Here is a 25,914-nt window from a genome sequence, read left to right as displayed (position 1 = left end):
GCGATGTACTTAGACCTCGCGTACTGGACGGCCCTGCTGCCCTTCCTGGGCTTTGCGATCCTGATCCTCCTGGGCCCCCTCTTCAAGGGGCGGAGCGCGGGCTGGTTCGCCACCGGGGTGATGGCGATCAGCGCCTTCATCGGCGTCGGGGTGCTCCTCGACGCGCTCCAGGCCTGGAAGCTCCCGGTGGTCCAAAGCGTTCCCTGGCTCAGCATCCAGGGAGAGCAGGGAATCGAGCTTTCGCTCTACATCGACCCCCTGGCGGCGGCGATGGTGGCCATGGTCACCCTGGCCTCCCTCTTCATCCACCTCTTCTCGATCGGCTACATGGACGGGGAGCCGCGGTTTGCCACCTTCTTCGCTTACCTGCAGCTCTTCACCGCGGCGATGCTGGCCTTCGTCCTCTTCGGCAACCTCTTTTTGGCCCTTCTGGCCTGGGAGGTCATGGGGCTGATGAGCTACCTGCTGATCGGCTTCTTCTTCAAGAAGAAGTCCGCGCAGCAGGCGATGAAGAAGGCCTTCATCACCACCAAGCTGGCCGACCTGGGCTTTATGCTGGCCCTCTTTTGGCTGTATCAAACCGCCGGCCGGCTGGACGTCACCGCCCTTCCGGCGATCGCCCAGAACCTCGCCGCCCCCACCGCGCTGGCCATCGGCCTGCTCTTCTTCGTCGCCGCGGTGGGCAAGAGCGCCCAGTTCCCGCTCCACGTCTGGCTCTTGGACGCGATGGAGGGCCCCACGCCGGTGAGCGCGATGATCCACGCGGCGACGATGGTCGCCGCCGGGGTCTTCCTCACCGGCCGGGTCTACCCCCTCTTGGAGGCCGGCGGGGGCCTGGCCTACGTGGCCTGGATCGGGGCCATCACCGCGCTCTTCGCCGCCGTGCTGGCTCCGGCCTTCGCCGACGTCAAGAAGATCCTCGCCTGGTCCACGGTCAGCCAGCTCGGCTACATGTTCTTGGGGCTCGGGGTCTTCGGCTGGGCGGCGGCCTTCTTCCACCTCCTGGCCCACGCCTTCTTCAAGGCCCTGCTCTTCCTGGGCTCGGGCTCGATGATCCACGGTGCCAAGACCCAGGACATCTTCGAGATGAACCGGCTGGCCCGCTACATGCCCTGGACCTACGCGACCTTCTGGGTGGGGGCCGCGGCGCTGATGGGCCTGCCCCTGATCGGCGGGTTCTGGTCCAAGGACCTGATCCTGCATGCCGCCGAGGAGCACGCCCCGGTGCTCTGGCTGATCGGCCTGGTCGCCGCCTTCTTCACCGCCTTCTACACCACCCGGTTGATCGTGATCGCCTTCCACCATCCCAGCCTGCCCTCGCCCTGGAAGGCCGCGCCCTGGAACAAGGGCTGCCCGGCCCTCAACCTGGGCCCCGAGGACTGCCCCGAGGAACCCGCGCCGGGCCCCGACCACCACCCCCACGAGGCGGGCTGGGAGATGCGCACCGCGCTCGTCGCCCTGAGCGTCCTGGCGCTGGCGGTGGGCTTTTGGGGCAGCCCGCTCTTCGACCAGGGGCTGCTGCGCTTTTTGGGCGGCCCCGAGGCCGAGCTCACCCCGCCGGCGAAGCTTTTCGGCGGCTACCTGCTGGGCACGCTGATCGCCCTCGCCGGGCTGGGGGTGGCCTGGGCGATGTACGCCAAGGACCCCCTGACCCAGCGGGCGCCGGTCTGGCTCACCCGGGCCCTGCAGCGGCGGCTTTACATCGATGAGTTCTACTACAAGGTCGTCGGCCGGATCGCCCAGCTCCCCACGGAGCTCCTCTGGATCGTCGACACCTACGTCGTGGACCTTCTGGTCGACGCCGTCGGCTACGTCACCCTGGTCACCGGCCAGGCCCTGCGGGGGCTGATGGGTGGCCGGGTGGCGCTGTACGCGCTCTATCTGGTGGTCGGGATGCTCGCGCTGATCCTGGGAGGTGCGCGGTGGTAAGCCTGCTGATCGTGCTGCCCTTCTTGGCCGCGCTGGTCGTCGCGCTGATGAACGACGACCAGGCCGAGACGGCCAAGCGCCTGGCCCTGGCGGTCTCGGGGCTTTCGACCCTGGCCGCGCTGGGGCTCTACTTCGCCTACCCCGGTCAGGGGTTCGCCTTCGAGGAGCGGCTGGGCTGGATGCCCTTCCTGGGCTCGAGCTACCACGTCGCCCTGGACGGAATCTCCCTGCCCTTCGTGGTCCTCACCGCGCTCTTGACCGCGGTCAGCGTCCTCGCCAGCTGGCGCAAGCGGGAGCGGGCCTTCTTTGCCCTCCTCTTGCTCTTGCAAGGGGCGCTGACCGGGGTCTTCGCGGCGCTGGATCTGATCCTCTTCTTCTTCTTCTTCGAGATCGTGCTGGTGCCGATGTACTTCCTGATCGCGGTCTGGGGCTACGAAAACCGGCGCTACGCGGCGCTCAAGTTCCTGCTCTACTCGCTGGTGGGTTCGGTCCTGATGCTGGCGGCCATGCTGGGCACCGCCTTTCTTGCCCAGGACGCGCTCGGCCGGCTGAGCTTCGACCTCTTGACGCTGCAGCGGGCCGCGCCCTACCTGGCCTCGCTGCCGGCGGCCGGGCTGCTCTTTTGGGGGTTCGCGATCGCCTTCTTGATCAAGCTGCCGAGCGTGCCCCTGCACACCTGGCTGCCCCACGCCCACACCCAGGCCCCGACCGCGGGCTCGATCCTGCTCGCCGGGGTGCTTTTGAAGATGGGGGGCTACGGGCTGATCCGCTTCAACCTGGGGCTCTTTCCGAGGGAGCTCGAGCGCTTCGCCTGGCTGCTCGCCCTGCTGGGGTTCCTCTCGATCGTCTACGGGGCCTACGTCACCCTGGCCCAGCGCGACCTGAAGCGGCTCATCGCCAACTCCTCGGTCAACCACATGGGCTACGTGCTGCTGGGGATCGCCTCGATGACCGCGATCGGGCTCCACGGCGCGGTCTACCAGATGGTGGCCCACGGGGTGATCACCGGCTGGATGTTCTTGATGGTGGGCCTCCTCGCCGACCGCACCCACACCCGGGAGATCGCCGAGATGCGCGGCATCTACGCCTCAATGCCGGTGCTCGGGGGGTTGCTCTGGCTGGCCCTGCTCGGGGGGCTCGGCCTGCCCGGCCTGGCCGGGTTCCTCGGCGAGTTCCAGTCGCTCTGGGGCGCCTTCCTCGGCGAGGCCACCCACGGCTGGGTCTGGGTCTCGGTCTTCGGCATCTTGATCCTCGCGGGGGCGATGCTCTGGACGATCCAGCGGGTGCTCTTGGGAGACAAGGAGAAGGACTACCCCGACCTGAACCCGATCGAGCTCGCCGCCGCCGCCCCGCTGGTCGTGCTCGCGGTGCTGCTCGGGCTCGTGCCGGCGCTGCTCACCCCCTGGATCGACGGGGGCGTCCAGCCGCTGCTCGCGTTCATTAGGGGGCTTCTATGATCACGCTCGCGATCCTCGTCCTGCTCGCGGTGGGAGGGCTCTTGGTGGCGCTCGCCGCCCCGCTGCTCGACGATCGGCCGGAGGCCGTCGGCGGGGCCACGATCGGGCTCTTCGCCCTGGTCGGCCTGCTCGGGTTTTTGGCCGGTGGGGAACAGGTGCGCATCTACGGCTCCTTCGACGCCTCTAGGATCACCGCCCTGGCGGCGGTCTTCCTGGCCCTGGCCGGGGCCCTCGTCACCTGGGGCAACCTGGCCCGGCCGCGCAGCCTGCGCGGGGGGCCCGGGGAGTTCTTCGCCTTCCTGCTCTGGGGTGCCCTCGGGGGGCTGTTGATGGTCGGGGCCAACAACCTCTTGCTCTTCTTTTTGGGCCTCGAGCTCGCGAGCTACGCCGGCTACGTGATCGCCGGCTACGACCGCGAACGCCGGGAGAGCGCCGAGGGAGCGGCCAAGTACCTGGTCCTCGGGGCGGTGGCCTCGGCGATCCTGCTCTACGGCATGGCCCTGGTCTACGCGGCGACCGGGCAGATCGCCTTCGACCGGATCCACGCCGTCCTGGCCCACGCCACCCCGCCCCTGGCCACGCTGGGGCTGGCGCTGATCCTGGTGGGGCTGGGCTTCAAGCTGGCGCTGGTGCCCTTCCACGCCTGGGTGCCCGACGCCTACCAGGGGGCGCGCCCGGTGGGCGCGGCCTTCCTGGCCTCGACGCCCAAGGTCGGGGTCGCCCTGGGGACCGCGGTCCTCCTGGCCCGGGCCTTCGGCCCGATCGGCGAGGTGAAGGGCTGGCTCCTGGGGTTGGCCTTCCTCTCCTTCGTCCTCGGCAACCTCTGGGCGATGCCCCAGACCAACCTCAAGCGCCTGCTCGGCTACTCGACGGTCGCCCACATGGGCTACCTGACCCTGGGCCTGGCGGCGGGGGGGAGCCTGGGGTTTGCCGCCGCGGGGTTCTACCTCCTGGCCTACCTGGTCTCTGGGGCGGGGGCCTTCTTCGCCCTCGAGGCCACCGAGGCCGCCGGCCTGGCCCCGACGCTCGAGGGCTGGAAGGGCCTCTTTAAGCGCGCCCCCTTCTTCGCCGTCGCCGCCGCGTTGCTCTTCCTCTCCCTGGCCGGGGTGCCGTTGATGAGCGGCTTCTTGGCCAAGCTCTACGTCTTCGCCGCCGGGGTCCAGGCGGGCTGGATGGGGGCGGTGGTGGTCGCGGTGCTCACCACCGTCGTCGGCTACTACTACTACTTCCGGGTGCTCGCCGCCGCGTTCCTCGAGGCCCCCAAGGATGCCGCGCCGCTCGCCCTCTCCCCCAACCTGGTGGCCCTGGTCGCGGTCCTCGCGGCGCTGAGCCTGCTCTTTGGGGTCTGGCCCACCGGGGTCATGCAGGCCATCCAGGCGGCGATCGCCCAGCTCCTCGGCTAACGCCCCGGAATTCTCACCCGCGCTTGCTAGGCTAAGGCCATGCGCAGCGCGGGTGCGATGCTTTTTCTCTTCGGCCTGACCCTGGCGGCGGCGTTCGCCGCGTTCACCGTGGAGCCCGCCGGGGACCAGGTCGTGGACCTGACCACCGGGGTCACCACCCTCCCCGACGGCGGCCGGCTCGTGGACAGCGAGAGCGGGCTGGCGCTCGAGGCCCCCTACATCACCTATCGGGAAGGGGACTTCGTCCGCGCCAAAGACGCCCGCCTCACCACCGAGGAGGTCCGCTTCCAGGTCGGCGAACTCAGCTACGACGTCCAGGCGGGAATCGCCCGCCTCTCGGGCGGGGTGCGCTTTTCCAGCCCCTGGATCGAGGGGCTGCGCGCGGAGACCGGCCGCTTCTACCCGGAAGCCCGGATCGCCGTCCTGCGCGGCAAGGTGGCGGCCAAGCGCCCGAACCTCAGCGCCGAGACCCTGATCGCCGACCTCGACGCCCGCAGCGCGCTGATCCTGGGGGCCTTCCGCTACGAGGACCCGGCGCTCGGGGTGGTGCTCACCGGCAAAGGGCCCTCGGCCCGGCTGCTCCTGGTCTTCGAGGAGGGCGGCGAGGTCCGCGCCGAGACCGAGGTGCCCAAGGCCCTTGAAGCCAGGCTGAGGGCCTTCCTGCCCGGGGACTAGCCGTGCGCCGCGGGTTCTGGCTGCTGGTGGTTTTGGGCCTGGGCCTGGCCCTGGCCTGCCAGGACAAGCCCTACACCCTTGAGGCGCCCTTCGGCGTGGTCGGTGGCGCGGCGCTGAGCCTCAACGGCGGCCGGCTGGTCTTCAAGGACGCCTGCTTCGAAAGCCGAAGGGCCCGCTTCCTTGCCCCCCGCATCGTCTTCGACAAGGCCCGAAACGCCCTCACCGCCGAGGACGCCCGCGGCACTGTCCTGGGCCATCCCTTCCGCGCCGCGCGGGTCGAGGCCAACACCCGGCGGACCGAGCTCCAGGCCCTTCGCCTCGAGGCCGGAAAGGTCCGCCTCGACGCCCAAAGGGCCCGCGTCGAGGGCGAGCGCGTCCTGCTCTTCGAGCTTCGCGCCGACACCCCCCGCTACCGCTTCAAGGCCGCGCGGGGAGAGGTGCAAAACGACCGCTTCATCGCCTACGACGTCTGGGCGACGCCCTGCCGGGCCGGCGAGGTCCTCACCCTCGAGGGGGCTCGGGCGGTCTTCTCCCTGCCCGAGGGGCGGCTCGAGGTCGAACGCGCCGCGGCCCGCTACCGGGGCTGCACCCTGGCCCGGCCGAAGACGCTCCTCTTAGACACCGAGCGCACCCCCAAGCTCACCCTTCCCCTGGTCCTCGGCTACCAAGATGGCTGGAAGGCGGGGCTCGACGGCGTTCCCCTCCCCAAGCCGGGCGAGCCCTTCGGGTTTTGGACGACCCGCGGCACCCTGGTGGCCGAGGGGCTGGGGGGCCGCGCCCCGGCGCTGACCGTGGGGGTCACCGAGGGCAAGACCGCCTTCTCGGTCAAAATCGCGCTCGGCGACGCCGCGATCAGCCTCGCCGCCCCACCCTTCTTTGGCGAGCGCCGCCTCGGCGGTCAGGCCTACCTCAAACTGGCCCCGACCTACCGGCTCGGGCCGATCCGCTTAGCGCCCTTCCTCGGCGTCAGCGACCAGGGCTTTGGCGGCCTCACCGCCCGGGTGTCCCTCCGCCCCCTGCCCGGGCTCGCCCTCACCCTCTGGGGGAAGGGGGTGGGCTACGCCGTCGCCGATCCCTACGTCGCCGGAGGGGTGGCCGTTTCCGCCAAACAGGGAACGTTTCGCCTCAGCTACCGCGGCCAGCGGGACCTGGGAACGGCGGCGCTGGGGCTTGAGGGGGTCGCCGCAGAGGACCACCTCAGCCTCGGCTACGCCGGGCTCGGCCTGCGCTTCGACCGCAACCTCGACGGCGGCTGGAGCCGCCTCGGTCTCGCGCTCGAGCAAGGCCCCTACCGGGCGGCGCTGCGCTACGGGGTGGAGACCGGCCGCGTCGAGGCCACCCTGGCCTACCGGGCCCCGAAGCCCGCGCTCGGGCTGCGGCTCAGCCCCCGCGTCGGCTGGACCTTCGGCGAAGGGCCGAGCCGGGCCGGGCTGCGGCTGGACTACGGCGACGGTTGCTTCGTCTACACCCTGGAGCTGAACGCGGTCTTTCGGCCCTGGCCCGACGAGGCCGAGGGGGTCAGCTGGCGCTTCGGCCTGGACCTGCTGTAGGCCAGCCCCCGAGCAGGAACCCTGCGGCAAGGAGCCCCAGGCCCAGCGGCAGGGGCTTGACCAAAAGGGCCAGGACCCCTCCGGCGAGCAAGAGGCCGGCGCGCACCCGGCCCGGCCGCGCCCGCGCGGCGAGGAAGGCCAAGAGGAGCGGGAAGAGCCAGAAGAAGGTGCGGAGCAGCCCCACCGCGAACGGCGTCACCCCCAAAGCCTACCGCGGCCAGGCTTGACAGCCCAAATCCCCGGCCGCATCATAGGTAATGCGGCCCGGAGGGTTGGCCGAGCGGTTGAAGGCGGCGGTCTTGAAAACCGCTGTGGGCGAACGCCCACCGGGGGTTCGAATCCCTCACCCTCCGCCAACGGAGCACGGAGAGGTGGCCGAGTGGTCGAAGGCGGCACCCTGCTAAGGTGTTGTGCGGGTGACCCCCGCACCGCGGGTTCGAATCCCGCCCTCTCCGCCAGAACGCCCGCGGACGCGGGCGCTTTTTCTTACCAGGGCTGGAACTTCGTCGAGACCCAGTCGAGCCGCACCCAGCCCTCGGCGTCCTTGAAGGCAAAGCGCACCCGGTAGCGCCCGGGGGTCAGTCGCTTTTTGATCTCCTGGGCGAAGGTCCCGCGAAAGCGCCGCGACAAAAAGGTGCGCGCGTCGCGGGTGACGGTGATCTCGAGCTCCCCTTGCGTCAGCGCCCCCTGAACCTTGAGCTTGATCCCCTCCCCCTCGTCGCGGACCAGCACCTCGACCTCCCGCACCCCGTCGTAGTCGTAGACGAGCGCCGGGGTGAAGGGGGGAAAGCCGAGGAAGAGCCCATAGGTCACCGCGTACCAGTAGACCAAGGCCGCCACCGCGGCCCAGGTCAACAGGGTCCGCAAAAACGGGGGCACGGTTTCACTATACTAGAGCGCATGACCGCCGAAGAGGCTTTTTCCTGGCTGAAACGCGGGGTGCTGGAGATCATCCCCGAGGACGCGTTCAAAGAAAAGCTCCGCTCCCAAAAGCCCCTGGTGGTCAAGCTGGGAGCCGACCCCACCCGGCCCGACCTGCACCTGGGCCACGCGGTGGTGCTGAGGAAGATGCGCCAGTTCCAGGAGCTCGGGCACAAGGTGGTGCTGATCATCGGCGACTTCACCGGGATGATCGGCGACCCCTCGGGGCGCAGCAAGACCCGTCCCCCGCTGACCCTGGAGGAGACCCGGGCCAACGCCAAGAGCTACGTCGAGCAGGCGGGAAAGATCCTGATCACCGACGACCCCGAGCGCTTCGACCTGCGCTACAACTCCGAGTGGCTGGAACCCCTCGCCTTCAAGGACGTGATCTTCATGGCCAGCCAGCTCACCGTGGCCCAGATGCTGGAGCGGGAGGACTTCAAGACCCGCTACCAGCAAAACTCCCCGATCCGCCTGCACGAGTTCCTCTACCCCCTGGCCCAGGCCTACGACTCGGTGGCGATCGGCGCCGACGTCGAGATGGGGGGCTCGGACCAGAAGTTCAACCTGCTGGTGGGCCGCGAGATCCAGCGGGCCTACGGCCAGCCGCCCCAGGTGGCCTTCCTGATGCCCCTTTTGGTGGGCCTCGACGGGCGCGAGAAGATGTCCAAGAGCCTCGACAACTACGTGGCGATCGCCGAGCCCCCGGAGGTGATGTTCAAGAAGCTGATGCGGGTTCCGGACGCGGTGCTCGCGGAGTACTTCGATCTGCTCACCGACTTCGACCCCAAGACCGTCGAGGCCCTCCTCGAGGCCGGCGGTCCGGTGGGGGCGCACCGGGTCCTGGCCCGGGTGCTCACCGCGGCCTACGCCCTGCCCCGGATCCCGGCCAAGATCGACGAGGCCTTCTACCAGGCCCTGGGCTACGACCTCGCCGCCGCCGGCCGGGACCGCGAACCCCGCGGATCGAGCCAATACCCCGAGGTCAGCGCGAAGGTCCGCGCCGCCGAGGCCCGCTACGACGCGGTCGCCAAGGGAGCAGTCCCCGAGGACCTGCCCGAGATCGAGCTCCCCGCCTCGGCGCTCAAGGAGGGGCGGATCTGGGTGGCCCGGCTCTTCACCCTGGCCGGGCTCACCAAGTCCAACGCCGAGGCCAAGCGGCTGATCAAGGACCGCGGGCTGCGCATCGACGGCGAGGTCCTCACCGACCCCATGCAGGAGGTCGAGCTCGATCGGCCCCGGGTGCTGCAGCGCGGCAAGGACAAGTTCGTCCGGGTGCGTCTGGGCGAGGGATGACCGGTCGGGGTCAGAACCCCCGGGCGGTGACCCGGCCCTCGAGGGGCCGGAGGGGGACCTCGTAGCCGGTGGCGAAGACGCGCGTGCCCTCTACCGCGAGGCGGATCCGGGGAAGGGGGAAGCGGGGCGGGCCGAAGACCGCGGCCCCGGCCTTTAGGGGGTCGTAGGCCCCGAAGTGACAGGGGCAGCCGAGGAAGGGGTGGTCGCTGCGGTAGTTGTAGGCGATCGCCCCGGCCTCGGGATCCGGAACGTAGTTCACCGTGCAGCCCTGGTGGGTGCAGATGCGGGAAAAGGCGATCAGGTGCACCTCGCCGACCGAGCGCCCGCCGGGCTGCGGCACAGGAACCCGGAGCGCCACCGCCTTCAGCGCCCCCACGGTGAGGGGGTAGGTGAAGTAGCGGAAGCTCCAGACCTTGGAGAACGCGGCCAGCTCGCCCACCGGCACTCGAGGGCCGTCCTTAAAGACCGGCTCCCCGGGCCGGACCTTGGTGAACTGGATGCGGTAGGCGCGCAGCCCAAACCAGGTGAAGAACCCCGCGGTGGCGGCCACGGGAACGGCCCAGATCAGGTCGCGGCGGCTGAGCTTCACGCCTTCAGGCTACTACTTGAGCGTGCTATACTCAAGGTATGGGAAGCGGCATGCGCGTCTACTCGCTGGATGAGGCCACCCGGCTCGTTCCCGAGCTGGAGCGGGCGCTCGGCCAGATGCAGGAGGCGGCGCGCGGCATCCGCGAGGTCAAGCGCCGCCTGGCCTCGGTGCGGCCGGGCACCCCGGAGCACCGGGGGCTGGAGACCGAGCTGCGCTTCTTGGAGCGAGCGCTCGAGGCCGACCGCCGCTGGCTCGAGGCCCAGGGGGTGCTGCTCCGGGACCTCGAGGCCGGCCTGGTGGACATCCCCTTCAAAAAGGAGGGCGAGCTCGTCTACCTGACCTGGAAGCCCGGCGAACCCGCCCCCCGCCACTGGCACGGGGTCAACGAGGACCCCAACACCCACCATCCCCTCTAAACGACGAAAAAGGGGGCCGCGCGGCCCCCTTTTCTCTTAAACGCCGCCCTTCATCAAGGAGGGCAGCCAGAGGCTGATCTGGGGGAAGAGGATCAAAAGCACCAGCACGAAGACCAGCACCGCGTAAAAGGGGAGCACCCCCCGCACCACCTCGCCGAGCGGGGCCTTGGTGATGCCCGAGATCACGAAGAGGTTCAGCCCCACCGGCGGGGTGATCATCGCCAGCTCCATGGAGATCGTCATCACCACCGCGAAGTGAATGAGGTTGATCCCCACCGCCTCGAGGATCGGCTGCAGCACGGGCAGGGTGATGAGGATGATCGAAACCGCCTCCAGGAACATCCCGAGGATGATAAAGAGCACCGAGGTCACGGCGAAGATCTCGTAGCGCCCGAGCCCGTGGGAGACGATCCACTCCGCGGTCAGAGCGGGGATCTGCTTGTTCGTCATGTAGAGGGAAAAGAGCATCGCCGCCGAGACGATGAGGTAGATCATCGCGGTGATCGAGACCGACTCCCTGAGCATCTTCACCCAGTCCGCGAGGCTGGCCTCGCGGTAGACGAAGAGCGAGACCAAGATCGCGTAGAAGAGGGCGATCACCGAGGACTCGGTGGGGGTGGCCACCCCGGTGTAGATCGTTCCCATGATCAGCACCGGCAAGAAGATCCCCGGCAGCGCCCAAAAAAGGGTGCGCCAGCGGGTCGGCCAGGTTTCCCGGGGCAGCTTGCCGTAGCCCGCGCGCCGGGCGTACCAGATCGCAAAGGCGATCAGGCTGCCGCCAAGCAAAAGCCCGGGCAGGATGCCGGCGATGAAGAGCTTGCCGATCGACTGGTCGGTGGTGATCCCGTAGATGATCATGGTCACGCTGGGGGGGATGAGGATGCCCAGCGTTCCCGAGGTCGCGACCAGCCCCATCGCGTAGCGCCGGTCGTAGCCGTTGTGGATCATCGCGGGGATGGTGACCGAGCCGATCGCCGCCGCGGTCGCCGGCGAGGAACCGGAGATCGCGGCGAAGATCATCGAGGAGATCACCACCACCACGCTCAACCCCCCGGGCACGTGGCCCACCCAGGCGCGCACGAACTCGACCAGGTAGCGGGCGATCCCCCCGTGGGCCATCACTACCCCGGTGAAGACGAAGCCGGGAATGGCCAGAAGGGCGAAGGAGTTGATCCCCTCGAACATCCGCGAGGGGACCTGGAGGACGTTGAAGCCGGGCTCGAGGGCGAAGGCGATCAGGGAGGAGAGGGCGAGCGAGACCCCGATCGGCACCCGGAGCAACAAAAAGAGGGCAAAGAGCCCAAAGAGCACGAGCATCGAAAGCCCCACGCTCATACCCCGCTCACCTCCTCATGAACCTCGGCCCGGCCGGTGTAGAGGTCCCAGAACCCGAGCCCGAACTGCAGGGCGAAGAGGGCAAACCCCAGGGGCAGGATCAGGGTCAAGAGCCACTCCGGGATGTCGGTGTAGATCGAGCGCAGTCCGAGCTGCTTCAAAAACATCACGTAATACCACCCGGCGACGGTGATGAACGCGGCAAACCCCAGCCCGATCAGGTAGGCCAGGAGGTCCAGCCGCCGCTTTCCCGCCGGGCCGAGGAGGCTAAAGAGGATGTCCACGGTGATGTGCCGCCGCTCCCTAAGCGCCACCGTGAACCCGAACATCGCCCCCCAGGCGACGAAGATGCGGGCGAACTCGTCCGCCCACCCCGGGGGGTTGTTCAGGACGTAGCGCATGAAGACGCTGATCAGCACCACCGCCAGCCCCGCAGACAAAAAGGTCCCGGCCAGGACGTCCGAGAGCAGGTAGAACGCGCGGCGAAGGGCCGGGGCCTCGGCCAGGGCACGGGCACCGGCGAAGACCAAAAGGGCGAGGAGCACGGATTGCCAGAGAAGGGTGTCCAGCGTGACCATGGCGTTCCCCCAAACAACGCGAGGCCGGGGACCCGCCGCCCCCGGCCTCGCGCCGGCGAGCGGCTACCGCAAAGCCTTGATCGCGTTGATCAGATCCCAGCCCACCTTGTCGCCGTACTGGTCGTAGACCGGCTTGAGCGCCTCGGCCAGGGCTTCCCGCTCGGCGTCGGTGAGGTCCACCACCTGCATCAGGCCGCGGAGCTTTTCCAGCGCGTCCTGGTTTAGCTTCTCGGCCTCGTTGAAGGCCACCTCGTTGGCGTGGGCGATCCCCTCCATGAAAATCTTCTTCTGCTCCGGGGTGAGGCTGTTGAGGAAGAGCTTGTTGGTGATGACCACGTAGTCCAGGCGGTGATGGCGGGTCAGCGAGAGGTACTTTTGCACCTCGTAGTAGCGCTGGGTGTAGATGTTGGAGAGGGTGTTCTCTTGGCCGTCTACCACGCCCTGCTGCAGCGCCTGGTAGACCTCGGAGAAGGCCAGCGGCACCGCGGTGGCGCCGAGCGCCTTCATCATCGCCTCCAGCACCCCGGAGGTCTGGGTGCGGAACTTCAGGCCACGGAAGTCCTCGGGCTTCCTCAGCGGCTTGTTGGCAGTGAAGTGCACGAAGCCGTTGGGCCAGAACCCGAGCCCCACCAGCCCCGCCTTATCCAGGCTGGCGAGCAGCTTCTGCGCCGCCTCGGACTGGGTGAAGCGCTTGAAGTGCTCGGTGTCCTTGAAGAGGTAGGGCATGTCGACGAACTGGAAGGCCGGGTTGTAGCCCTTGAGCTTGGTCGCCGAGGGCACGAGGAGCTGGATGTTGTTGAAGATCAAAGCGTTCAACCCCTCGGCGTTGTCCTTGTAGAGCTGACTCGAGGGGTAGAGCTCGACCTTCATCGTGCCGCCGGACTTCTCCTCGATGTAGGCCTTGAGGGCCTGGGCGGCCTTGCCCTTGGGGGTGTTCAGGGTGGTGACGAAGGAAAATTTAATCACCACCGGGTTCGCGGCCAGCGCTAGGGAAGCGCCCAGGGCCAGGGCCAAGACGGCGATCAGGGGACCGACTTTCTTCATAAACATCACCTCCAGATGCGTTTTGCGCGCGTATTCTACCGATATCCCCCGTGGGGGTACAAGGGCAAGCGTCCCGGCACGTATCCTGGACGCGATGCGAACGATCGACCTGCGCTCCGACACCCTGACCCGCCCCAGCCCCGAGATGCGCCGGGCGATGGCCGAGGCCGAGGTGGGCGACGACGTCTACGGCGAGGACCCCACGGTCGCCCGCCTCGAGGCCACCCTGGCCGAGCTGCTCGGCTTCGAGGCCGCGCTCTTTTTTCCCTCAGGTACGATGGCCAACCAAACCGCCCTGCTCCTCCATGCCCCCCGGGCCAGCGAGGTCCTGGCCCCGGAGGGGGCCCACGTCTTCGAGTTCGAGCTCGCCGCCCCGGCGATGCTCGCCGGGGTGCTCGTCCGCTCCCTGGCCGCGCCGCTGGGGCGGCCCGATCCGGCGGCGCTCGCGCGCGCGGTCCACGCCTCCCCCCACCAGGCCCCGACCGCGGCCTTCTGGCTGGAGAACACCCACAACCTGGCCGGGGGCACGGTGGTGGACCCCGGCTTGAGCGCGGCCCTGCTCGAGGCGGCCCGCGCCCACGGGCTCAGGGCCCACCTCGACGGGGCCCGGATCTGGAACGCGGCGGTGGCCCTCGGCGAAGATCCAGCCACCCTGGCCCGGGGCTTCGACACCGTGATGGTCTCCCTCTCCAAGGGCCTCGGGGCCCCGGTGGGCAGCGTGCTTTTGATGCCCCGGGCGCTGTACGCCGAGGCCCGGCGCTACCGCAAGGTGCTCGGCGGTGGGATGCGCCAGGTCGGGGTCCTCGCCGCCGCCGGGCTGGTGGCGCTCAAGGACTGGGAGGCGGTGATCCGCGCCGATCACGAAAAGGCCCGCCGCCTCGCCGAGGGCATGCGGGCGCTCGGGCTCACCCTGGCCCCCGAGCCGGAGACCAACATGGTCTACCTCGCGTACCCCGACGCCCCGGGCCTGGTCCGGCGGCTTGAGGAGAAGGGGGTGCGGGCGCTTGCGCTGGGACCGGACCGGGTGCGCTTCGTCCTACACAAAGACATCGCGCCCGAGGACGTCGACGTTGCCCTCGAGCGCCTCGAAGCGGTGCGCTAGAGCTCGACCTCGATCTCCGCGGCGGGGGCGGTGAACCCCGCGTCCTTGTGGCTGCCGTCGCAGAAGGGCTTGTTCTTCGACTGACCGCAGCGGCAGAGCGCCACCGTCTTGCCCTCGTAGGTCTGCCCGCAGCAGCGGTAAGTCCCGTTCGCGGGCACCAGGTAGGGGCCGTTTTCCAGCGCCGTGATCTTGAGCTCCATAGCTTCCCTCCCTCCACCCCTACGCTAGCCGGCAGGGCTATGCTTTGTCAAGCGCTTTGGATTCAAAAGCCCCTTGGGCTTTTTGTAGTATAAGGGCGTGATCGACGACGACGCCTTCTGCCCGGTCCAGGCGGCCCTCGAGCTCTTGCAGCGCAAGTGGACGCTGCACATCATCCGCGCCCTGCTCGAGGGCCCCCTGGGGTTCAACGAGCTCTCCCGGGCGGTCGGCGGGGCCAACCCCGCGACCCTCTCGGAGCGGCTGCGCCAGCTCGAGGCCGCGGGGATCCTGACCAAGGAGGTTCAGTCCACGATGCCGCCGCGCACCCGCTACCGCCTGACCCCGGCGGGAGAGGCGCTTGAGCGGGTGATCGACGCGATCAGCGACTGGGGACGTCGCTACCTGCAGCCTGGGCCTTGAGGAAGGCGGTCCAGGGCGCGTGGCGGGCCTTTTCCGCCTCGATCAGGGCCATCTCCAGCGGTCCGGGCTCCCCGCTCGCCAAGTGCATCGCCCAGAGCGCGCGCGAGGCCCCGTAAGGGTCCCTGAGCTCCCGGGCCCGGCGGAAGGCCTTTTCCGCTTGCGCCTGGGCCCGGGTCTTGCCCTTACCCCAAAGCGCCTGGGCCTCGGCCAAGAGGGCCAGGCTGATCGGCGAAAACGGCCGGCCCTGCATCTCCTGGAAGCCGAGGGCCATCGGCAGCACCCGGGCCGCTGCCTCCTTGGGACGGCCGGCGCGGATCAGGGCCTCCCCCTCGAGCAAGAGGCTCATCAGGTAGAGCTCGGCCTCGCCCACCCGCTCCGCGACATCGCGCACCTCCCGAGCACGGGCGATCGCCTTTTCCGGGGCCCCGGTCAGGGCCTCCAGCCCCCCGAGGTGCAAGAGCGCCCAAAAGCGCTCGTCGTACTCGGTCTCGACCAGGGCCTCGAGCAGGGCCCGGCCGCGCTCGATCGCCCCGGCGCGGATCAACGCCGCCCCCAGGTTAAGCTCGGCGCGGGGGCGGACGCGGGGGTCGATGCGCTCGAGCACCGCCTCCAGGACCCGCGCGGTCTCCTCCGGGCGGTTCATCCGCCAGTAGAGGTCGGCGAGGTCCAGCGCGGTGCGCGGCTCCAGCGGGTAGGCGGCCTCGGTCTCCTTGAGCACCGCCAGGGCCTCGTCGAGCCGCCGCTGGTCGGCGAGGTAACCGGCGTAGCCGATCGCCGTGCCCCAAAGCCCGCGCAGCGTCTCCTCGCGCTCCTTCTCCAGCCAGGCCTGAAAGGCGGGGATGGGGCTTTCAAACCCCCGGGCGAGCTCGTCGTAGAGGGCCTTGACCTTCTCCAGGTCGCGGTAGGCGAGGTCCCAGTACTCGAGCAGGTCGCTCTCCACGTTCAGGCGCAGCTCGGTGCCCTGGGCCTCGAGCGCGGCGTCGTAGGGGGTCCCCTTGATCGCCGCCAGCGCCGCCGCGACCTCGGGCACCACCCGCCGCACCTCCTCCAAGGAACGCCAGCCCGGACGGGCGGTGAGGTAGATCAAGAGCTCCGCTCCGGGGCTCTTCGGGAAGTCCTCGGGCAGGGGCCCGAGCAGGTTGATCCTCACGCGTCCCAGGCCTCCACCTTCTTGAAGTAAAGCAGCGCCGAGTAGGTCACCCGCTCGCCTTCGGCGGCGGTGGAAAACTTCACGTCCACCAGGACCATCCCCTCGGGCAGGTCCTCGACCGCGCGCGCGAGCCGCTCCTGAAACAGCTCGGGATCGCTGCCGGTGACCAGGCGGAAGGTCAGCTCGCTCATATCCCCACCTTATCAGGGCCGAGCCGGTAGAATGGGGCATCATGGACGATGAAACCCGCTTGCTCGAGGCCACCGACGAGCCGGTCTTGGCCAAGCTGAAGGGGAAGCACGGGCTGTTCGCCATCACCCCTTCGGCGCTTTGGTACGTCGGCGCAGACGAGGTTACCTCCGCCCCCCTGAGCAAGATCCGCAAGGTCAGCGGCAAGGGAGGCACGCTGCTGATCGCCAGCGAGACCGAGACCCTGATCGAGGTGCCCATCGCCGGTTTCGACCTCGGCGAGGTGAAGAAGTTCTTCCAGGCGCTCAAGGGCTACATCAAGGAGGCCCGTAAGGAGACCCGGGCCACCGAGGTCCCGCCGCCCAGAGAGAGCGCCCCGATCACCCCCCCGGAGGAGCCCGAGCCCGCGCCGCCCCCGACCCCCGAGGAAAGCCCCCCGGTCGTGCCCCAGCCCGAGGAGACCCCGCCCGAGGCCGTGGCCCCCGCGGCCGAGCCCGCGCCGCCCCCCGCGCGCCCTAAGTCCGCCTCGGCGCTCGGCCTTTTGCTCAAGGTCTTCTCGCTGCTCACCGGCCTCTACGCGATCGCCCTTTACTACCTCTTTCCCGAGGCCGACCCGGTGATCCTCGGCGGGGCCACCCTCGCCGGCCTGGGCCTGGCCCTGGTGGAGTGGAGGCTCGCCGACCTCTAGCACATGCTGGACGAACGGCGGCTCAGCTTGCTCCTCGCCGGGATCATCCTCCTCGGCGGGGGGCTTTCGCTCTGGCCGCGGGTGCGCGTCGCCTTCGCCCCCTTTCAGCTTGAGGTCAACCCCTACCTCAGCGACGACGGCCGGATCTCCCTGAACCGGGCCTCGCTGGCCCAGCTCGAGGCTCTGCCCGGGGTGGGACCGGTCCTCGCCCGGCGCATCGTCGCCCACCGCCCCTACCTCCGCGTCGAGGACCTCAAGCGCGTGCCCGGAATCGGCGAGGCGCTCTTTTCCCGGCTCAAAGACCGCGTGCGCCCGTGACCGCGCCGCTCGCGTTGGCCCTCGGGGCCTTTCTCGGGGCCCGCTTTGGGGCCCTCGCGCTGTTGGCCCTGCCCCTGGTCCTCTACCGCCGCGCCCTCTGGCCCCTCGCCCTGGGGCTCGGCCTGACCCTGCTCACCCAGGGTCTCAGCCCCGCCCCCTTCGCCGCTTCCTTGGGGCGGGCGCTGGTTTTCGAGGGGGTGCTGGAAAAGGGCTTTTTGCACACCCCTGAGGGGACGCTCTACGTCCGCGCCTACCCGCCCCTGGCCGACGGCCGCTACCGCCTGGCGGGCCGCGTCCTGCCCCCTAAACGCCCGAGAAACCCCGGGGGCTTCGACGAGGCCGGCTGGCTGCGGGGGCTCGGCGTGGCCGCGGTCCTGGCTTCCCCAAAGGTGATCACGTACCGTCCTCGACCCAAGGGGCCGCGGGACTGGGTCGGGGCGCACCTCGAGGCCGGCCAGAGCCCCAGGGTCGCGGCCCTGGCGAAGGCCCTGGTCCTCGGCGATCGCCGCCCGCTCGGCGCCCAGGCGGGGGTCTTTCGCGACGCCGGGCTCGCCCACCTCATGGCCCTCTCCGGCCTGCACCTGGGGCTCGTCGCCGGCGCCGCGGCGCTCATCTTCGCCCCGCTCGGACGCGGGCGCTACCTCGCTGCCCTGGCCGCGAGCGCCCTCTACCTGGCCCTCGCCGGCCCCAGCCCCAGCCTGGTCCGGGCCTTTTTGATGCTCTTGGCCTGGGCCGGGCTGGGGACCTTGGGGCGGGGCCGGCCGGACCCCCAAAAGGCCCTCTTGCTGGCTTTTTCCTTGCAGCTCGTCCTCTTTCCCTACAGCGTCTTTGCGCTGGGCTTTTGGCTCTCCTACCTCGCCGTGGCCGGGCTGGTCCTTGGCCTCCCCCTCCTGCCCGGGCTGCGCCCGCGCTGGCTCTGGTTGGGCCTGGCGACCCCCATCCTGGCGACGCTGCCGATGGTGCCCCTGCTGCTCGACCGCTTTCACCAGCTCCCCCTAGCCGCCCCGCTGGCCAACCTGGTCGCGGTGCCGCTCGCCGGCGCCTTCCTCGGCCTGGCCTTTTTGAAGGGGCTGGGGCTCGTCTGGCTGGCGGGGCCGCTCGAGGCCCTTGGCCAGGCCCTCTTTTTCCTCGCGCGAACCTTCTCCAAAGGACCCGTCCTCAGCTGGGGGACGATCGGCCCGGGGGGATTCGTGCTCTATTACGCCGCCCTGGCGGCGCTCTACCTGACCGCCCGCGGGCGGATCCGGCCGCATCGGGGCCTTGGCCTCGCCGCCCTCGCCGCCGCGCTCAGCCTCCTGGCCAGCGCCTTCCCCCTGCTCGAGGTCTGGCAGCTCGACGTCGGGGAGGGTCACGCCACCCTGGTTCGCCTCGACCCCGGGCCGGCGGTCCTGATCGACGCCGGCCCGGACTGGGCGGGGCAGCGGGTGGTGCGGGCGATCCGGGCCCTCGGCCTCAACCACCTCGACCTCCTCGTCCTCACCCACCCCGACCGCGACCATGCCGGCGGGGCCCAGCGGGTCCTCGCCGAGCTCAGGGTGGGGCGGCTCGTGGTCGGCCCCGGCCACCCGAAGGACGCCCTCTTGCGCCGGGCAGCGCTGAACGACATCCCCGTCTACCGCGCCGGCTTTGGGGACCACGGCGCCTTGGGGCCGCTTCGGCTCTTCTTCTGGAACCCGCCCCGCCCCCTACCGAAGGGGGACAACGCCCAAAGCCTGGTCGTCGAGCTCGCCTGGCGGGGGCGACGGGTGGTGGTCCTCGGCGACCTGCCCGCGCGGCACGAGGACCGGCTGCCCAAGCGGCCCGCGGACGTCCTCGTCGCCAGCCACCACGGGGCAAAGAACGGCACCGGGGAAGGGGCGCTAAAGGCCTTCGCCCCGAGGCTGGTGCTCGTCGGGGTGGGGAAGAACCCCTTCGGCCATCCCAGCCCAAAGACCCTCGCGCGAATCCGGGCCGCCGGCGCCAGGGTGTACCGCACCGACCGGTTGGGAGCCATTCGGGTGCGGCTTTGGCCTAGAGCCCGAGCCGCTCCAAGAGCGCCTTGAGCTCCTCCTCGCTCTGGTAGAAGAGCTCGAGCCGTCCCCGGCGGCGGCCGGTGAAGCGGGCCTTGACCCCGAGGCGGCGTGTCACCCGCTCGGCGAGCTCGGGGTGCGCCTCCCGCGGCCGCGAGGGGACGGTGCGGGCCTTGAGCCGCTCCGCCTGGCGCACGGTCAGGCCGTGGGTGAGGATCTGCTCGAGCCCCCAGAGGCGGCGGCCCTCGGGGAGCATCAGGAGCGCCCGGGCGTGCCCGGCGCTGATCTTTCCCTCCCGCAGGGCATGGAGCGCCGCCTCGGGCAGGGTCAGCAGGCGGAGGGCGTTGGCCACGGTGCTGCGCGCCTTGCCAACGCGCCGGGCCACCTCCTCCTGGGAGAGCCCGGCCTCGATCAGGCGGCGGTAGCCCTCGGCCTCCTCCACCGGGTCGAGGTCCTCGCGCTGGAGGTTCTCGACGAGCGCGACCTCGAGCGCCTCGCGGTCGTCGAGCACCCGGATCACCGCGGGCACCTTCTTGAGGCCGGCGCGCCTGGCCGCGCGAAAGCGCCGCTCGCCGGCGACCAGCTCGTAGCCGTCCCCCCGGGGACGGAGGACCAGGGGCTGCAAAAGCCCTTGGCTCCGGATCGAGGCCGCGAGCTCCTCGATCGCCGCCTCGTCAAAGGTCTGGCGCGGCTGAAAGGGGCCGGGCTCGATCAGGTCCAGGGGGACCTCCAAGAGCCGCCCCTCCTCGATCTGCGGCAAGAGGGCGTCGAGCCCCTTGCCCAGGGGCTTCTTACGCTTCGACACGGGCGATCACCTCCTCGGCTAGGCGCTGGTAGGCGCGGGCCGCCGGCGAGCCCGGGGCGTAGTGCAGGACCGGCAGGCCGTGGCTCGGGGCCTCGGCGACGCGCACCGAGCGGGGGACGACGGTCTTGAAGGCGCGGGGGCCGAAGTAGCGAACCACCTCCTCGGCGACCTGGCGCGAGAGCAGGGTGCGCCGGTCGTACATCGTCAGCAGCACCCCGAGCAGCCGCAGCTCGGGGTTCAGCCCGGCGCGCACCCGACGCAGGGTTCCGGTTAGGGCGGCCAGGCCCTCGAGCGCGAAGTACTCCGCCTGCAAGGGGACGATCACCCCCTTCGCCGCCCCCAGCGCCCCTAGGGAGAAGGGGCCGACGCTGGGCGGGGTGTCGATCAGGACGTAGTCGTAGCCCTTGGCCGCGGCCCTTAGCCCCTTGCCGAGGACCTCGGGGGCTTCGGTCAGCACCACCAGGGCGGAAAAGAGCCCCTCCCCGGCGGGCAGGAGGTCCAGGTCAAAGGCCCCCAGGCGCTGCCGCACCCTCGCCAAGGGCGCCTCGCCGAGCAGGTAGGCGCCGACGTCCGCCCCCTCGGCCTGGGCCCCGAGGCCAGAGGTGGCGTTGGCCTGGGGGTCGAGGTCCACGAGCAGCACCCGGCGCCGGCGCTCGGCCAGCGCCACCGCCAGGTTGACCGCGGTCGTGGTCTTGCCCACGCCCCCCTTCTGGTTGGCCACGGCGATGATCATGGCGCCTCCACCCTGACCCCGACGAGCGTTCCGGCCTCGAGCGGTTTCACGTGAAACACCTCCGCGGGCACCCTCTCCTTCAACCGCGCCACCTCTTCCTCCCATCCCGGCCCCTTGTGCGAGATCAGTGTAAGCGGGTAGGCGGCGAGGGGGCGGACCACATCGTAGATCCGGTCGAAGGGGCCCACCGCCTGGGCGGTGACGTGCCGGACCGGACGGTCGAGCTCGCGCAGGTCGCCGGCGAAAACCCGGACGTTCTCCAGGCCCAGCCGGGCCCGGGCGAGGTCCAAGAACGCCGCCCGCTTCTTCCGGCGTTCGACCAGGATCAGGTCGAGGTCGGGGCGCAGGATGGCGAGCGGAAGGCCCGGCCAGCCGCCCCCCGAGCCCAGGTCCACGACCTCCGCCCCCTCGGGGAGGGCCTCGGCATAGGCCTCAACCGCAGCGAGCTGCCGCGCGGGGTTCTCGAGCACCGCCTCGGAGGAGAGGTCGAGCACCCGGCCGTAGGCCTTGAGCAGGGCCAGGTAGGGCTCGAGCGCGGTCATCCCGCCCTCCTGACCCGGGCCAGGTGGACGAGCAACGCGGTGATGTCCGAGTCCCGCACCCCGGGCACCCGGGCGGCCTCGGCCAGGGTGCGCGGCCGGACCCGGGAGAGCTTCTCCACCGCCTCGCGGGAGAGCGAGGGCACCCCTTCATAGGCGATCCCCTCGGGCAGGCGGTAGGCGGAGAGCGACTTAAGCCGCTCGCGCAGCTTCTTCTGCCGCTCGATGTAGCCGGCGTACTTGGCGCGGATCTCCACCTGGGCCATCTCCGCCTCACTCAAGGGGACCTCGGGGGGACCGATCCGCTCCAGCAGCTCGCGGTAGCGCACCTCGGGCCGGCGGAGGTGGTCGAGCGCGCGCACTCCGTCGACGCGCAGCCGCTCCAGCCGCGCGAGCTCGGCCTCGATCCGGGCGTACTTTTCCCGAACCTCCAAGCCCCGCTCCTCGGGCAGGAGCCCCCAGGCCACCCCCAAGGGGACCATCCGCTCGTCGGCGTTGTCCCCGCGCACCAAAAGCCGGAGCTCGACCCGGGAGGTCATCATCCGGTAGGGCTCGTCGACCCCCTTGCCCACCAGGTCGTCGACCAGCACCCCCAGGTAGGCCACCTCGCGGCTGAGGTAGACCGCGTCCTCGCCCGCGGCGTGGCGCGCCGCGTTGACCCCGGCCAAAAGCCCCAGCGCCGCGGCCTCCTCATACCCCGAGGTGCCGAGGATCTGGCCGGCGAAGAAGAGGCCCGAAAGGCGGCGGGACATCAGCCCCCAGGTGGCCTCGGTGGGGTCCACCGCGTCGTACTCGACGGCGTAGGCGTAGCGCTGGATCACCGCCCGCTCGAGCCCGGGCAGGCTGTGCACCATCGCCTCCTGGAGCTCGGGAGGAAGGCTCGAGGAGAACCCCTGCAGGTAGAGCTCCGAGGTGTAGAGCCCGTCCGGCTCGACGAAGAGCAGGTGGCTCTCCTTGTCCCGAAAGCGCACCACCTTGTCCTCGATCGAGGGGCAGTAGCGCGGCCCGATCCCCTCGATCTCCCCCGCGTAAAGCGGGGAGAGGGCGAGGTTGTCCAGGATCAGGCGGTGCGTGTGCGGGGTGGTCCGGGTCATCCAGGTGGGGCGCGCGGTGGCGTGGGGCCCGGGGCGGCCGCTGAAGCTCGAGGGCGGGTCCTCCGCGGGCACCTCGACCAGCCGGTCGTAGTCCACGCTGTCCGCCCGCAGCCGCGGCGGGGTCCCGGTCTTGAAGCGCATCAGCCGATGGCCGAGGGCCAGGAGCGCCCGCGATATGTGCCGGGCCGGGGGCTCGCCCTGGCGGCCGGCGTCGCGGCTGCTGCGGCCGTACCAGACCTTGCCGCGCAAGAAGGTCCCCGCGGCCAGGACCGCGGCCGGGGCCCGGTAGACCCTTCCGTCGGCGGTGCGCACCCCGCCCAGGCGGCCCCGTTCGACGACGAAGTCCGCGACCTCCCCGCGAACGACGGCGATGTTCGGGTGGGCGAGCAGGCGCTCCTGGACCGCCAGCGCGTAGAGGTCGCGGTCCACCTGCACCCTGAGGGCGCGCACCGCGGGCCCCTTGGAGCGGTTCAGCACCCGGGTGTGGATCGCCGCGGCGTCCGCGGCCTCCCCCATCAGCCCCCCGAGGGCCACCACTTCGTGAACCAGCTGGCTCTTGCCCGGCCCGCCCACCGCGGGGTTGCAGGGCATCGCGGCGATGCGCCCGGGGTCCAGGGTCAAGAGCCCGACCCGGGCCCCCATCCGGGCCGCGGCCCAGGCCGCCTCCACCCCGGCGTGCCCGCCCCCGATCACGAGGACGTCGAACGTTTCACGTGAAACGCCCATCCTTCCCAGGCTAGCACGGGGGATCGCTTACAATGAACCTTCCTGGGGGTGCGATGTTGAAAGGCGAGTTGGAGATCTGGGAAGAAGCCCTGGAGCGGATCAAGGAGCGCGTCAGCGAGGTGGAGTTCGCCACCTGGTTCGAGCGCGTGCGCCCGCTCGAGGTCAAGAACGGGGCCCTGGTCCTGGCCGTGCCCACGACGTTCGCCGCGGAGTGGATTCAAAAGCACTACCGGCCGTTGATCCACGAGGTCCTCACCGAGCTCGGGGCCAGCCAGCCCAAGTTCGCGCTTCAGGTCGTGCCCGCCAAACCGGTGCAGGAGACGATCTTTCAGGATCCGCCCCCGGCCGCGCCCGCCGCCGAACGCCCCAAGCTCAACCCCAAGTACACCTTCAAGAACTTCGTCGTCGGCCCCAACAACCAGATGGCCCACGCCGCGGCGCTGGCGGTGGCCGAGGCCCCGGGCAAGGCCTACAACCCCCTTTTCGTCTACGGCGGGGTGGGGCTGGGCAAGACCCACCTGATGCACGCGGTGGGCCACTACGTCCTTGAGAAGAACCCCTCCCTCAAGATCGCCTACGTCTCCACCGAGACCTTCACCAACGACCTGATCAACTCCATCCGCGAGGACAAGATGGGGCTGTTTCGCGAGCGCTACCGCTCGGTCGACCTCCTGCTCGTCGACGACATCCAGTTCATCGCCGGGAAAGAGCGCACCCAGGAGGAGTTCTTCCACACCTTCAACGCGCTTTACGAGAGCAACAAACAGATCATCCTCTCCTCGGACCGCCCCCCGAGGGAGATCCAGACCCTGGAGGCGCGGCTAAAAAGCCGCTTCGAATGGGGCCTGATCACCGACATCCAGCCCCCGGACTACGAGACCCGGGTCGCGATCTTGAAGATGAACGCCGAGCTCCGCGGGGTGGAGATCCCCCAGGACGTGCTGGAGCTGATCGCGCGTCTGGTGACCTCCAACATCCGCGAGCTCGAGGGCGCGCTGGTCCGGCTCATCACCTACGCCTCGCTGAACAGCGTGCCGATCAACAAGACCACCGCTCTGAGGGCCCTTTCCAACGTCTTCACCGAGGATCAGGCGGCGCCGACGATGGAGGACATCCTGCGCCTCGTCGCCCGCCACTTCGGGCTCCGCGCCGAGCAGCTCAAGGGCAAGGGCCGCTCCAAGGAGGTCGCCTTTCCTCGCCAGATCGCGATGTACCTGATCCGCGAACGGACCGAGGCCTCCTTCCCGGAGATCGGCCAGTTCTTCGGGGGCCGGGACCACACCACCGTCCTCTACGCGGTGCAAAAGATCCAAAAGGCGCGGCGCAAGAACCCGGAGCTGGAGAAGACCCTTTCCGAGCTCGAGCAACAGCTGGGATGAAGCTGTGGATAAGTTTGGGGATAAGGTGTGGATAACCCTGTGGAAGGCGCTGTGGAAAACCCCCGCCTGGCCGGGTCTGGGGATGACGCGCCCGGTTATCCCCAACCCGTCCCCAAGGGCCTTCTCACTTATCCCCAGCCCTTTCCACAGGCCCCGCGGGCGTCCTTCGCGCTCCCTTTGGACTTTTCCACAGATTCCACAGCCCCTACTACTCCGGTGACGATCTTTAAGTTCTTCATAAAAAAGACGCACCCCTTCGTTTAAATAGGAGGCAACATGTCCGTGATCCGAATGCCCAAGCGCACCCTGGCGGAGGCCGCGAGCACCCTCGAGCGCATCGCCCCGAACCGCCCCAGCCAGCCGATCCACGCCCAGGTCTTTTTGCAAGGAGAGGAAGGCCTCCTCACCCTGCGCGCGACCAACGGGGAGCTGGACCTCGAGCTCAAGGTTCCGGCGGAGACCGAGGGGAAGCTGGCCACCCTGGTCCCTGCCCACCTCTTTGGCCAGCTGGTGCGGTCGCTCCCCGGGGAGCTCGCCGAGCTCACCCTCTCCCCCGAGGGACTGGTCCTGGAGAGCGGGCGGTTTCGCACCCGGATCGCCACCGCCGACCCCGAGGCCTTCCCCCCGCTGGACCTCGGCGAGGGGGAGGCGGTGGAGCTTCCCGCCGAGGTCCTGGCCAAGGCCCTGGCACGGGTGCGCTACGCCGCGGCGAACGAGGAGTACCGGGCGATCTTCCGCGGCATCCAGCTCGAACTCGGGGAAGGGCGGTTTCGCGCCGTCGCCACCGACGGGTTCCGCCTGGCGCTCTACGACGCCGCGCTCAGCGCCTCGGCCGCCTTGAAGCGGGTCGTCCCCGCGCGCAGCGCCGACGAGCTGGTGCGGCTCTTGAAGGCCGGGGAGGAGACCCTCAAGCTACGCTTTGCCGAGGGGCGCTTGGGCGTGGAGGGGCCGCGCTTTCGCATGGGGCTCTCGTTGATGGAGGGCACGCTCCCCGACTACGAGCGGGTCATCCCGAAAGACGCGGTCTTCGAGGCCCGGGCCGACGCCGAGGCCCTGCGGCAGGCGATCGAGCGGGTGCGCGTCCTCGCCGACAAGCTGACCCAGCGCATCGACTTGCACTTTGGCCCCGGTCGGCTGGAGCTCGCCGCCGAGGGCGAGTACGGCCAGGGTCGGGAGGAGCTCGAGGTCCAGACCGAAGGCGAGGGACCCCTGCTCGCGGCCTTCAACGCCCACTACCTGGCGGACGCGCTGAAAGGGCTGCGCGGCGAGGTGCGGCTGCGCCTGTCGGGGCCCACCACCCCCAGCGTGATCACCGGGGAGGAGGAGCCCGGCTACCTCGCGGTGGTGGTGCCGCTCCGCGTGTAGGATGAC

General features: G+C 70.0%; 27 protein-coding genes and 2 tRNA genes. 16 read left to right on the top strand and 13 right to left on the bottom strand.

Going from position 1 to position 25,914, the window contains the following annotated elements; all coding sequences use genetic code 11:
- Positions 1-3: 3 nt before the first annotated feature.
- The 5 genes from nuoL to ACZ48Y_RS07870 are packed head-to-tail and all read left to right on the top strand — an operon-like array spanning position 4 to position 7,014.
- A complete protein-coding gene (nuoL, locus tag ACZ48Y_RS07890) occupies positions 4-1,929 on the top strand; it encodes an NADH-quinone oxidoreductase subunit L (RefSeq protein ID WP_464740119.1) in 1,926 nt (641 codons plus the stop codon).
- The gene (locus tag ACZ48Y_RS07885; protein WP_464740117.1) at positions 1,923-3,386 is read left to right on the top strand and encodes a complex I subunit 4 family protein; all 1,464 of its coding nucleotides are present in this window, start codon (positions 1,923-1,925) and stop codon (positions 3,384-3,386) included. Before nuoL ends, ACZ48Y_RS07885 begins: the two co-directional genes overlap by 7 nt.
- Complete coding sequence (locus tag ACZ48Y_RS07880) at positions 3,383-4,789, top strand: NADH-quinone oxidoreductase subunit N (RefSeq protein ID WP_464740115.1); 1,407 nt, start codon at positions 3,383-3,385, stop codon at positions 4,787-4,789. Before ACZ48Y_RS07885 ends, ACZ48Y_RS07880 begins: the two co-directional genes overlap by 4 nt.
- A gap of 39 nt (positions 4,790-4,828) precedes the next feature.
- Entirely contained in the window at positions 4,829-5,464 is a 636-nt protein-coding gene (locus tag ACZ48Y_RS07875) for a hypothetical protein (protein WP_464740113.1), read from the top strand.
- 2 nt (positions 5,465-5,466) lie between these two features.
- Complete coding sequence (locus ACZ48Y_RS07870; protein WP_464740111.1) at positions 5,467-7,014, top strand: hypothetical protein; 1,548 nt, start codon at positions 5,467-5,469, stop codon at positions 7,012-7,014.
- On the opposite strand, the gene ACZ48Y_RS07865 is transcribed toward ACZ48Y_RS07870, so the two are convergent.
- Entirely contained in the window at positions 6,983-7,213 is a 231-nt protein-coding gene (locus tag ACZ48Y_RS07865; protein ID WP_464740109.1) for a hypothetical protein, read from the bottom strand. The genes ACZ48Y_RS07870 and ACZ48Y_RS07865 overlap by 32 nt on opposite strands.
- Positions 7,214-7,280: 67 nt before the next feature.
- Between ACZ48Y_RS07865 and ACZ48Y_RS07860 the strand changes: the two genes are divergently transcribed.
- A tRNA-Ser gene (locus ACZ48Y_RS07860) sits at positions 7,281-7,370 on the top strand.
- A gap of 9 nt (positions 7,371-7,379) precedes the next feature.
- A tRNA-Ser gene (locus ACZ48Y_RS07855) sits at positions 7,380-7,472 on the top strand.
- A 28-nt stretch (positions 7,473-7,500) separates the two neighbouring features.
- On the opposite strand, the gene ACZ48Y_RS07850 is transcribed toward ACZ48Y_RS07855, so the two are convergent.
- Positions 7,501-7,893, bottom strand: a complete 393-nt coding sequence (locus ACZ48Y_RS07850) for a hypothetical protein (RefSeq protein ID WP_464740107.1) — start codon at positions 7,891-7,893, stop codon at positions 7,501-7,503.
- Between the two features lie 21 nt (positions 7,894-7,914).
- Between ACZ48Y_RS07850 and tyrS the strand changes: the two genes are divergently transcribed.
- Positions 7,915-9,231 carry a tyrosine--tRNA ligase gene (gene tyrS, locus ACZ48Y_RS07845; protein ID WP_464740105.1) on the top strand — a complete coding sequence of 439 codons (1,317 nt, stop codon included), beginning with the start codon at positions 7,915-7,917 and terminating at the stop codon, positions 9,229-9,231.
- Between the two features lie 10 nt (positions 9,232-9,241).
- Here tyrS and ACZ48Y_RS07840 read toward each other — a convergent pair whose 3' ends face one another.
- Positions 9,242-9,820: a QcrA and Rieske domain-containing protein gene (locus ACZ48Y_RS07840; RefSeq protein WP_464740103.1), complete on the bottom strand. Its 579-nt coding sequence runs from the start codon at positions 9,818-9,820 to the stop codon at positions 9,242-9,244.
- A gap of 38 nt (positions 9,821-9,858) precedes the next feature.
- Between ACZ48Y_RS07840 and ACZ48Y_RS07835 the strand changes: the two genes are divergently transcribed.
- Positions 9,859-10,236, top strand: coding sequence for a DUF2203 family protein (locus ACZ48Y_RS07835; protein WP_464740101.1), 378 nt, complete (start codon positions 9,859-9,861; stop codon positions 10,234-10,236).
- Between the two features lie 36 nt (positions 10,237-10,272).
- Here the strand turns inward: ACZ48Y_RS07835 and ACZ48Y_RS07830 are convergent, their stop codons facing one another.
- The 3 genes from ACZ48Y_RS07830 to ACZ48Y_RS07820 all read right to left on the bottom strand — a co-directional run bounded on the left by ACZ48Y_RS07830 (position 10,273) and on the right by ACZ48Y_RS07820 (position 13,193).
- Complete coding sequence (locus ACZ48Y_RS07830; RefSeq protein WP_464740099.1) at positions 10,273-11,571, bottom strand: TRAP transporter large permease; 1,299 nt, start codon at positions 11,569-11,571, stop codon at positions 10,273-10,275.
- Positions 11,568-12,149 carry a TRAP transporter small permease gene (locus ACZ48Y_RS07825; RefSeq protein WP_464740097.1) on the bottom strand — a complete coding sequence of 194 codons (582 nt, stop codon included), beginning with the start codon at positions 12,147-12,149 and terminating at the stop codon, positions 11,568-11,570. The genes ACZ48Y_RS07830 and ACZ48Y_RS07825 overlap by 4 nt, the downstream gene beginning before the upstream one ends.
- Before the next feature lie 63 nt (positions 12,150-12,212).
- Positions 12,213-13,193: a TRAP transporter substrate-binding protein gene (locus tag ACZ48Y_RS07820; protein ID WP_464740095.1), complete on the bottom strand. Its 981-nt coding sequence runs from the start codon at positions 13,191-13,193 to the stop codon at positions 12,213-12,215.
- 94 nt (positions 13,194-13,287) lie between these two features.
- Here ACZ48Y_RS07820 and ACZ48Y_RS07815 point away from each other — a divergent pair, with 94 nt between their 5' ends.
- Positions 13,288-14,295 carry a threonine aldolase family protein gene (locus ACZ48Y_RS07815; protein WP_464740093.1) on the top strand — a complete coding sequence of 336 codons (1,008 nt, stop codon included), beginning with the start codon at positions 13,288-13,290 and terminating at the stop codon, positions 14,293-14,295.
- Here the strand turns inward: ACZ48Y_RS07815 and ACZ48Y_RS07810 are convergent.
- Positions 14,292-14,495, bottom strand: a complete 204-nt coding sequence (locus ACZ48Y_RS07810; RefSeq protein ID WP_464740091.1) for a CDGSH iron-sulfur domain-containing protein — start codon at positions 14,493-14,495, stop codon at positions 14,292-14,294. The genes ACZ48Y_RS07815 and ACZ48Y_RS07810 overlap by 4 nt on opposite strands.
- A 97-nt stretch (positions 14,496-14,592) precedes the next feature.
- Between ACZ48Y_RS07810 and ACZ48Y_RS07805 the strand changes: the two genes are divergently transcribed.
- Positions 14,593-14,913, top strand: a complete 321-nt coding sequence (locus ACZ48Y_RS07805) for a winged helix-turn-helix transcriptional regulator (RefSeq protein ID WP_464740089.1) — start codon at positions 14,593-14,595, stop codon at positions 14,911-14,913.
- On the opposite strand, the gene ACZ48Y_RS07800 is transcribed toward ACZ48Y_RS07805, so the two are convergent.
- A complete protein-coding gene (locus ACZ48Y_RS07800; protein WP_464740087.1) occupies positions 14,873-16,063 on the bottom strand; it encodes a tetratricopeptide repeat protein in 1,191 nt (396 codons plus the stop codon). The genes ACZ48Y_RS07805 and ACZ48Y_RS07800 overlap by 41 nt on opposite strands.
- On the bottom strand, positions 16,060-16,254 hold the full coding sequence (locus tag ACZ48Y_RS07795; RefSeq protein ID WP_464740085.1) for a hypothetical protein: 195 nt from the start codon (positions 16,252-16,254) through the stop codon (positions 16,060-16,062). Before ACZ48Y_RS07795 ends, ACZ48Y_RS07800 begins: the two co-directional genes overlap by 4 nt.
- 41 nt (positions 16,255-16,295) lie before the next feature.
- On the opposite strand from ACZ48Y_RS07795, the gene ACZ48Y_RS07790 reads away from it, so the two are divergent.
- Genes ACZ48Y_RS07790 through ACZ48Y_RS07780 form a run of 3 tightly spaced genes read left to right on the top strand, consistent with a single transcriptional unit; the run spans position 16,296 to position 19,300 of the window.
- Entirely contained in the window at positions 16,296-16,940 is a 645-nt protein-coding gene (locus tag ACZ48Y_RS07790) for a YcxB family protein (RefSeq protein WP_464740083.1), read from the top strand.
- Positions 16,941-16,943: 3 nt separating this feature from the next.
- Positions 16,944-17,258 carry a ComEA family DNA-binding protein gene (locus ACZ48Y_RS07785; protein ID WP_464740081.1) on the top strand — a complete coding sequence of 105 codons (315 nt, stop codon included), beginning with the start codon at positions 16,944-16,946 and terminating at the stop codon, positions 17,256-17,258.
- Positions 17,255-19,300 (top strand): ComEC/Rec2 family competence protein, encoded by a 2,046-nt coding sequence (locus ACZ48Y_RS07780; RefSeq protein WP_464740079.1) that lies wholly within the window; start codon positions 17,255-17,257, stop codon positions 19,298-19,300. Before ACZ48Y_RS07785 ends, ACZ48Y_RS07780 begins: the two co-directional genes overlap by 4 nt.
- Here the strand turns inward: ACZ48Y_RS07780 and ACZ48Y_RS07775 are convergent.
- The 4 genes from ACZ48Y_RS07775 to mnmG are packed head-to-tail and all read right to left on the bottom strand — an operon-like array spanning position 19,269 to position 23,164.
- The gene (locus ACZ48Y_RS07775; RefSeq protein ID WP_464740077.1) at positions 19,269-20,072 is read right to left on the bottom strand and encodes a ParB/RepB/Spo0J family partition protein; all 804 of its coding nucleotides are present in this window, start codon (positions 20,070-20,072) and stop codon (positions 19,269-19,271) included. The genes ACZ48Y_RS07780 and ACZ48Y_RS07775 overlap by 32 nt on opposite strands.
- Positions 20,059-20,805 (bottom strand): ParA family protein, encoded by a 747-nt coding sequence (locus ACZ48Y_RS07770; protein WP_464740075.1) that lies wholly within the window; start codon positions 20,803-20,805, stop codon positions 20,059-20,061. Before ACZ48Y_RS07770 ends, ACZ48Y_RS07775 begins: the two co-directional genes overlap by 14 nt.
- Positions 20,802-21,347, bottom strand: coding sequence for a 16S rRNA (guanine(527)-N(7))-methyltransferase RsmG (locus tag ACZ48Y_RS07765; protein WP_464740073.1), 546 nt, complete (start codon positions 21,345-21,347; stop codon positions 20,802-20,804). Before ACZ48Y_RS07765 ends, ACZ48Y_RS07770 begins: the two co-directional genes overlap by 4 nt.
- Positions 21,344-23,164 (bottom strand): tRNA uridine-5-carboxymethylaminomethyl(34) synthesis enzyme MnmG, encoded by a 1,821-nt coding sequence (gene mnmG / locus ACZ48Y_RS07760; protein WP_464740071.1) that lies wholly within the window; start codon positions 23,162-23,164, stop codon positions 21,344-21,346. The genes ACZ48Y_RS07765 and mnmG overlap by 4 nt, the downstream gene beginning before the upstream one ends.
- 53 nt (positions 23,165-23,217) lie before the next feature.
- Between mnmG and dnaA the strand changes: the two genes are divergently transcribed.
- Positions 23,218-24,543: a chromosomal replication initiator protein DnaA gene (gene dnaA, locus ACZ48Y_RS07755; protein WP_464740069.1), complete on the top strand. Its 1,326-nt coding sequence runs from the start codon at positions 23,218-23,220 to the stop codon at positions 24,541-24,543.
- Between the two features lie 276 nt (positions 24,544-24,819).
- Positions 24,820-25,908, top strand: a complete 1,089-nt coding sequence (gene dnaN / locus ACZ48Y_RS07750) for a DNA polymerase III subunit beta (protein WP_464740067.1) — start codon at positions 24,820-24,822, stop codon at positions 25,906-25,908.
- The last annotated feature ends 6 nt before the right edge of the window (positions 25,909-25,914 follow it).

The sequence above is a fragment of the Rhabdothermus arcticus genome, from assembly GCF_055382915.1.
This window is presented reverse-complemented; position numbering and strand designations above follow the sequence as displayed.

Bases quoted from the DNA above. Each gene is read 5' to 3' on its own strand.
- nuoL (WP_464740119.1), top strand. From the start codon at position 4: ATGTACTTAGACCTCGCGTACTGGACGGCCCTGCTGCCCTTCCTGGGC.
- ACZ48Y_RS07880 (WP_464740115.1), top strand. From the start codon at position 3,383: ATGATCACGCTCGCGATCCTCGTCCTGCTCGCGGTGGGAGGGCTCTTG.
- ACZ48Y_RS07875 (WP_464740113.1), top strand. From the start codon at position 4,829: ATGCGCAGCGCGGGTGCGATGCTTTTTCTCTTCGGCCTGACCCTGGCG.
- tyrS (WP_464740105.1), top strand. From the start codon at position 7,915: ATGACCGCCGAAGAGGCTTTTTCCTGGCTGAAACGCGGGGTGCTGGAG.
- ACZ48Y_RS07835 (WP_464740101.1), top strand. From the start codon at position 9,859: ATGGGAAGCGGCATGCGCGTCTACTCGCTGGATGAGGCCACCCGGCTC.
- ACZ48Y_RS07830 (WP_464740099.1), bottom strand. From the start codon at position 11,571: ATGAGCGTGGGGCTTTCGATGCTCGTGCTCTTTGGGCTCTTTGCCCTC.
- ACZ48Y_RS07825 (WP_464740097.1), bottom strand. From the start codon at position 12,149: ATGGTCACGCTGGACACCCTTCTCTGGCAATCCGTGCTCCTCGCCCTT.
- ACZ48Y_RS07820 (WP_464740095.1), bottom strand. From the start codon at position 13,193: ATGAAGAAAGTCGGTCCCCTGATCGCCGTCTTGGCCCTGGCCCTGGGC.
- ACZ48Y_RS07815 (WP_464740093.1), top strand. From the start codon at position 13,288: ATGCGAACGATCGACCTGCGCTCCGACACCCTGACCCGCCCCAGCCCC.
- ACZ48Y_RS07810 (WP_464740091.1), bottom strand. From the start codon at position 14,495: ATGGAGCTCAAGATCACGGCGCTGGAAAACGGCCCCTACCTGGTGCCC.
- ACZ48Y_RS07795 (WP_464740085.1), bottom strand. From the start codon at position 16,254: ATGAGCGAGCTGACCTTCCGCCTGGTCACCGGCAGCGATCCCGAGCTG.
- ACZ48Y_RS07790 (WP_464740083.1), top strand. From the start codon at position 16,296: ATGGACGATGAAACCCGCTTGCTCGAGGCCACCGACGAGCCGGTCTTG.
- ACZ48Y_RS07785 (WP_464740081.1), top strand. From the start codon at position 16,944: ATGCTGGACGAACGGCGGCTCAGCTTGCTCCTCGCCGGGATCATCCTC.
- ACZ48Y_RS07770 (WP_464740075.1), bottom strand. From the start codon at position 20,805: ATGATCATCGCCGTGGCCAACCAGAAGGGGGGCGTGGGCAAGACCACG.
- ACZ48Y_RS07765 (WP_464740073.1), bottom strand. From the start codon at position 21,347: ATGACCGCGCTCGAGCCCTACCTGGCCCTGCTCAAGGCCTACGGCCGG.
- mnmG (WP_464740071.1), bottom strand. From the start codon at position 23,164: ATGGGCGTTTCACGTGAAACGTTCGACGTCCTCGTGATCGGGGGCGGG.
- dnaA (WP_464740069.1), top strand. From the start codon at position 23,218: ATGTTGAAAGGCGAGTTGGAGATCTGGGAAGAAGCCCTGGAGCGGATC.
- dnaN (WP_464740067.1), top strand. From the start codon at position 24,820: ATGTCCGTGATCCGAATGCCCAAGCGCACCCTGGCGGAGGCCGCGAGC.